We start from the raw sequence: 6,377 nt of genomic DNA, 5'->3' as shown, positions 1-6,377 counted from the left end.
CCGGGAATCACAAAGGCCCGCTCCAATATTTTTTCCATCGCCTCGACGCGGGTTCGGATGGCCTGCGGATCGCGGCTGACGCCGGGTGCCTGTTCGGCGAGACGCCTCAGCTGTTCTTCGGAAATGGCCATGGGCACTCTCTGTTATATACTGGCAATACAGTCAGGATATGGGGATGCCGACCAACGGGTTCAATGGGTGCCAGCCGCGCGGATTGACGGCAAAGCCGCGCTGGCCTTGCCGGGCAATCGACCAGCGGATCGGGACGCCGATCGGGATGAAATTATAGTGATCGACCAGTATAATCTCGACTTCGGCATATAGTCTCGCCTTGATCTCCAGATTCGTCGCAGCGTCGGCTTCGGCGATCCGTGCATCGGCGTCATTCAGGCAGACCGAGGTTTTGGCGCAGGTGAACTGCTTTAAAAACCATTGGGCGCTGTCATAGGGCGCAATCTCGTCGATCAACTGCACATCGGCATCTTCATCGCTGCTGACCTTTCTCGCGTCGAGCCCCACTCGTCTAAGGTCAGACTGGATACGCTTGAACAGGATCGCAGCGCCAGGGGCATCGTGCAGTGCGATGGTCAGCGGGATGATCGGTCCCTCGGACGCCCTCCACCGGCTCACATGGTTTCTGGCAAAGCCGATCCGGTCCTGCATCGTCATGCCGGCCCAGTCGGGATAGGTGTTTATGCCCTCTACATCCAGCGCTTCGGGGATGATCTTGAGCCGGCTCTGCCAGGCGCTGACCCTGGGGAAGGATGTGAGCAAGGCAGGCCGGTTGATTGCCATCGCCAATATTTCCCGGTTGGCTGGAACCGCCCAGAAATCATTTGCGCGGATGAACCGCAGCCCGAACAATCCGGCGACCGGATCCAGCCGCAAGTCGCCGCTGCTGATGCCTGCAGCATCGATCAGCGGCAGATGATGATATCTGCCGTTCAGGACGATCTGGGCGCCGCCAGCGCGGTAGCGGGCGATGGCGGTTGCGGCCGTCTCGGCGCGCAGCGAAACCCAGCGGTCCTCTTCTTCCTCGTCCGCTTCCTGCTCGTCTTCCGAGGGTTCGTCAAACTGACCGAGCTTGATGCCATTTTCCTCATCCAGCAAGCGCATCGGTCCGGCCCCGTGGCCGGCTCTGAAAAGGCCCATTTCCGGCTGGGCAAGCAGCTGCAGGAAATTGGGGTGGGGGGCGTCCAGCTTGATCTCGATAACGCGACCGGTCATCGAGACGACCTCGTCCACGGCAGCGACATCATCGCGCAACCGGCTGTTGCGCAGTTCGGCAAAGCGCTCGCGGAGCAACCGGGCCACGCGTTCGGCGGTGACCTGTCGGCCGTCATCCCATCTGGCGTCAAACAAGCGGAAAATATAGCTCAGCCCGTCATCGGTGACGATCCAGCGCGCGGCGAGTGCCGGGACCACCCGGCCTTCCTCGTCGAGGCCGACCAGGCCCTTGGCGACGGCCGAGCGCATGGTCGAGGAAGCGAAACTCAGGCGGGTCCCGACCGGATTGATTCGCGTATCGCCCTCTTCCACCACGGTTACTCGCACCTGATCCTCGTCGCCCGCGAAGCCGCAGGCCCCGAGCATGGTAACGGCAGCGGCTGCTGCGACGCTGTTCAGAAGGAATCCGGGACGAAAGATCATCACGGCCTTATACGCAAGGTACGGCTGGGATGCACATTGGAAATATTATCTTCCCATCCGCCAATCCGCTCCGCCACCAGACTGCGGGTGACGTAGAAATAGAGCGGCAGGATCGGCATGTCGGCGATCAGCTGTGCCTCTGCCTGGCGCATCAGTTTCTGGCGTTGCTGCGGGTCCGGCTCGGCAATCGCCTGTGCCAGCATCCGGTCAAAATCTGCATTGGCATAGCCCGAATAATTGCCGGCACCATTGGCCTGCTGATGCACCAGCAGGAAATTTTCCGCGGTGGGCAGATCGGCAATCCAGCCCGACCGGGCGAGGGTAAATTCGTGCCGGCGCAGGGCCGCAAAATGCAGCGCGGCCTCGCTGTTGAACAGGCTGGCCTCGACCCCGAGCGGTTTCCACATCGCGGCAAGCGCGACCGAGACACGGCGATGCTCGGCCGAACTGTTGAATCGGATTTCGAAGCGCAACGGATTGTCGGGGCCATGGCCGGCCTCCGCCAGCAAGGCGCGGGCCTTTTGCAACCGTTGTTCCCGCGTCCAGTCGGCCCAAACGGGTCGCACCATTGCGGATCCGGCCAGTCCCGGCGGCAGCAGACCCCATGCCGGGATATTGCCAATAGCGATCACCTGGTCAGCAATCCACGCGCGTTCGACCGCCATCGAGAGTGCTGTCCGGACCCGAGCGTCATCAAACGGAGCGACGCGGGTGTTGAAGGCAAAATAATAGCTGCCGAGATAGGGTACGCTATGGGCAATGTCGGGATGATTTTGAATGAGCCACTGGTGACGGCTGGCCGGATAGTCCGCTGCAACATCCGCGCCGCCGGACAGGAACAGGCGCAGCGCCGAGAGGCTGTCGTCCATCGGCTTCCAGATGATCGTCGCGGTGGGGGCCTCGCCGCCCGCCCATTCGGGGTTGCGTTCCAACCTCGCGTGATCGTTCAGTTTCCATGCGATCAACCGATAGGGGCCGCTGGTGATCATCGGGCGGTCCGAGGTCCAGATGTCGCCTGCGTGCCGGATCCGGTGGAGTGGTATTGCCGCCATCGCCGGATGCGCCAGCAAGGCGGGCAAGGACGGATCGGGGGAGGCGAGGCGGATGGTCACGCTGTTGCCATCGGCAGCCTCCACCGCGAGGATATTGCCGAACAGCGCCTTTGCTGGTGCCGCCGTCTCGGGAGCATGCAGGCGTTGCAGCAGCGCCGGAAACAGCGACGCATCAAATGTCTTGCCGTCGGAAAACCGCAAATCATCGCGCAGGTCGAAGGTCCAGGTCAGGCCATCTGGTGCGATTTGCCAGCCGCTGGCCAGTCCCGGCTCCGCCCCGCCCCTGGCGTCGAGACGGGTCAGGCCCTCAAACTGGTCCGCCGCCACTCTCAGCGATGAAAGATCGGATATTTTCTGTGGATCGAGCCCTTTGATTTCCGAGTCCGACAGCCTGACAATCTGCGCCGGGCCGGGAGCCAGATCAACCGCGGGTTTGCGCTCGCAGGAAAACAGCAACAAGGCGGTGCAGAGAAGGACGAAATAGCGCATCACGCCGGCCTAGACCCAGTTTCGGACAAGGGGAAGCATCGGCCTGCCCCTGACCGGTCGCGGGGCGATCGAGGGCCCAGCGGGCAGCCGCTCAGGCCGCACGGGCTGGCCAGATGCTGCTCGATCAACCGGCAGACATGGCGATGCCCTGATCGTCAGCCGAACGGACGGTTGAGCTGTACGATCTTGGCATTGAGGACGGAGGCAAAGGACACCCAGAGGAAATAGGGCAGGATCATCGCGCCAGCCAGCGGATCAAAATTCCAGGTGACATACAGCATGGCGACCACCGACAGCCACAAGAATATAACCTCGACCAGAGCCCAGTCCGGCCGCTGATATTTGAAGAACAGCGGCGACCAGAGCAGATGAAACAGGAAATTGGTTGCGTAAACCGCGATCAGCGTTGCCTGCTCAGATTCGCTGTTGGCCTGATCCCAGGACAGGATCGCTGCCCAGGCAGCCAGTCCCAGGATGATCGTCCATGCCGGCCCGAACAGCCAGTCCGGTGGTTGCCAACTCGGTTTTTTCAGGTCCCGGTACCACGAACCGATGTCCGTCAGCAGCCCGCCCGCAGCGCCGAGAAGGACGGCCCAGACGATGGCTGCTATGATTGGGGAGTCGAGCATGGATTTGCCTTGCTGATCGGCCGACGAAATTGTCTGCTGCTGTCGTTCCGCATTAGTAGACAGAATTGCGATCGACGCAATCGCATCCTAAAAAACGTTGCGGGCAACTGGTGCGGACGGCGGGACTCGAACCCGCACACCCATTTCGGATAGCAGATTTTAAGTCTGCTGCGTCTACCATTTCGCCACGTCCGCACCGGTAGCTCCAACATGCAGTCGGAGCCTGTCGACAAGCATTATTGCGCGCGCGCGGTCAAGTGCGCAGACGTAAAATATCAGATTATTTCGGGACTAGCCCTTGTTCAGCCGCTCGCGGATTTCCTTGCCGGGCTTGAAATAGGGCACGCGTTTGGCCGGCACTTCCACCGATTCTCCGGTGCGCGGGTTGCGTCCGGTGCGGGGTTTCCGCTGGCGAGTCGAAAAAGCGCCAAATCCACGCAGCTCGACGCGACCGCCTTCGGCCAGTTTCTGGCTGATCTGGTTGAAAAACAGGTCGACGATCTTTTCAATCTCATCCGGTTTCAATTCCGGATTCTCTGCCGCAAGTTTTTCCAATAATTCAGAACGTATCATCGGTGCGCCTTTCCGATTCCCGGTCGATCCAGCGGTTTCCCAAGAAAGAGACTCCAAGAATCCTGTTGTCTGTTATTTTTTAGAGCCTCTAGATGCCAGAAATTGCGTCTATTTTCAATGGTGTTGGGAGATAATTGCAAAACAGGTGTGAATTGGAGCCAGCCATAGAAAAAGCCCACCCCGAACAAGGGGTGGGCTTTTTCTTGAATCCGTATCTGGGGTTGGAAGACTATTCTTCCTTCTTCTTCAGTGCAGCACCGAGAATGTCGCCGAGGCTTGCGCCGGAATCGGTCGACCCAAATTGTTCCACAGCCTGCTTCTCTTCTGCCAGCTGATGCGCCTTGATCGAGAAATTCGGCTTCTTCGAACGGTCGAAACCGGTAATCATCGCGTCGAGCTTCTGGCCAACCTGGAAGCGGTCCGGACGCTGCTCGTCGCGATCGCGGCCCAAATCGTTGCGCTTGATGAAGCCGGTCGCGCCATCGTCGCCCATCTGGACTTCGAGGCCGCCATCGCGGACCTCGAGCACGGTAACAGTCGCAACCGAACCCTTTTTGAGGCCGCCGGTATCGGCACCGCCCATTGCAGGCGCACCTTTTTCGAGCTGCTTCATGCCGAGCGAGATGCGTTCCTTTTCGACATCAATGTCGAGAACGATCGCCTTAACCTGCTCGCCCTTGTGGTGGAGGTTGAGCGCGTCTTCGCCGGAAATGCCCCATGCGATGTCGGACATGTGAACCATGCCGTCGACGTCGCCTTCAAGGCCGATGAACAGACCGAATTCGGTCGCATTCTTGACTTCGCCTTCAACCGTGCTGCCGACCGGATGCGTATCGGCAAAATCGGTCCACGGGTTGGACTGGGCCTGTTTGAGACCCAGGGAGATCCGGCGCTTCTCGGTATCGACTTCGAGAACGATGACTTCCACTTCCTGCGAGGTGGAAACGATCTTGCCAGGGTGGACGTTCTTCTTGGTCCAGCTCATTTCGGAAACGTGCACCAGGCCTTCGATGCCGGGCTCGAGTTCGACAAAGGCACCATATTCGGTGATATTGGTGACCGAACCGGAAAGCTTTGTACCAACCGCATATTTTTCGGTAGCGCTGTCCCAAGGATCGCTCTCGAGCTGTTTCATGCCGAGCGAGATCCGCTGCGTGTCCTTGTTGATCTTGATGATCTGGACTTTCAGCGTGTCGCCGATGTTGATCATTTCATTCGGGTGATTGACCCGCTTGTAGCTGAGATCGGTAACATGGAGCAGACCGTCAATGCCGCCCAGATCAACAAAGGCACCATAATCGGTGATATTCTTGACCACGCCTTCGGTGACCTGACCTTCGGCCAGGCTCTCGATCAGACCCGAACGCTGTTCGGCGCGGGTTTCTTCGAGGATGGCGCGGCGCGAGACGACGATATTGCCGCGCTTGCGATCCATCTTGAGGATCTGGAAGGGCTGGGTGATGTCCATCAGCGGTGTGACGTCGCGTACCGGACGGACGTCGACCTGGCTGCCGGGCAGGAAGGCGACGGCACCATCAAGATCGACGGTGAAGCCGCCCTTGACGCGTCCGAAGATAACGCCTTCGACGCGATTGCCTTCGTCATGTTCTTTTTCCAGCTTGTCCCAGCTTGCTTCGCGGCGAGCGCGGTCGCGGGACAGCATGGCTTCGCCATTCACATTCTCGATGCGGTCGACATAGACTTCGACTTCGTCACCGACGGAGATATTGGCTTTCTGACCGGGCGCAGCGAATTCGCGGAGCGCCACACGGCCTTCGGATTTCAATCCTACATCGATGACAGCCATGTCATTTTCGATGCCGGTTACGGTGCCTTTGACGACGCGGCCTTCAAAGCCCTGGTCTTCGCCACCGAGTGATTCGTTTAACATTGCCGCGAAATCGTCGCGGGTTGGAAATGCCGTTGAGGCCATATGGTATAATCCTTGATAGTCAATTTTTCTGGCCAGGCGGTTGGTTCCGCC

At 59.6% G+C, this 6,377-nt stretch carries 5 protein-coding genes and 1 tRNA gene; all 6 read right to left on the bottom strand.

Translation table 11 applies throughout. The features are described 5' to 3' along the window. Nucleotides 1–162: 162 nt before the first annotated feature. Entirely contained in the window at nucleotides 163–1,650 is a 1,488-nt protein-coding gene (locus tag ACEW8J_RS10515) for an ABC transporter substrate-binding protein (RefSeq protein ID WP_373491587.1), read from the bottom strand. Then, nucleotides 1,650–3,191, bottom strand: coding sequence for an ABC transporter substrate-binding protein (locus tag ACEW8J_RS10510; protein WP_373491586.1), 1,542 nt, complete (start codon nucleotides 3,189–3,191; stop codon nucleotides 1,650–1,652). Before ACEW8J_RS10510 ends, ACEW8J_RS10515 begins: the two co-directional genes overlap by 1 nt. 155 nt (nucleotides 3,192–3,346) lie before the next feature. After that, nucleotides 3,347–3,820 (bottom strand): TspO/MBR family protein, encoded by a 474-nt coding sequence (locus tag ACEW8J_RS10505; protein WP_373491585.1) that lies wholly within the window; start codon nucleotides 3,818–3,820, stop codon nucleotides 3,347–3,349. Nucleotides 3,821–3,928: 108 nt separating this feature from the next. Continuing rightward, a tRNA-Leu gene (locus ACEW8J_RS10500) sits at nucleotides 3,929–4,015 on the bottom strand. A 96-nt stretch (nucleotides 4,016–4,111) separates the two neighbouring features. Beyond that, entirely contained in the window at nucleotides 4,112–4,393 is a 282-nt protein-coding gene (locus tag ACEW8J_RS10495; protein WP_373491584.1) for an integration host factor subunit beta, read from the bottom strand. 229 nt (nucleotides 4,394–4,622) lie between these two features. Next, the gene (gene rpsA / locus ACEW8J_RS10490; RefSeq protein WP_373491583.1) at nucleotides 4,623–6,326 is read right to left on the bottom strand and encodes a 30S ribosomal protein S1; all 1,704 of its coding nucleotides are present in this window, start codon (nucleotides 6,324–6,326) and stop codon (nucleotides 4,623–4,625) included. Between the last annotated feature and the right edge of the window lie 51 nt (nucleotides 6,327–6,377).

The organism is Parasphingorhabdus sp., assembly GCF_041748495.1.
Taxonomy (GTDB): domain Bacteria; phylum Pseudomonadota; class Alphaproteobacteria; order Sphingomonadales; family Sphingomonadaceae; genus Parasphingorhabdus.
This window is presented reverse-complemented; position numbering and strand designations above follow the sequence as displayed.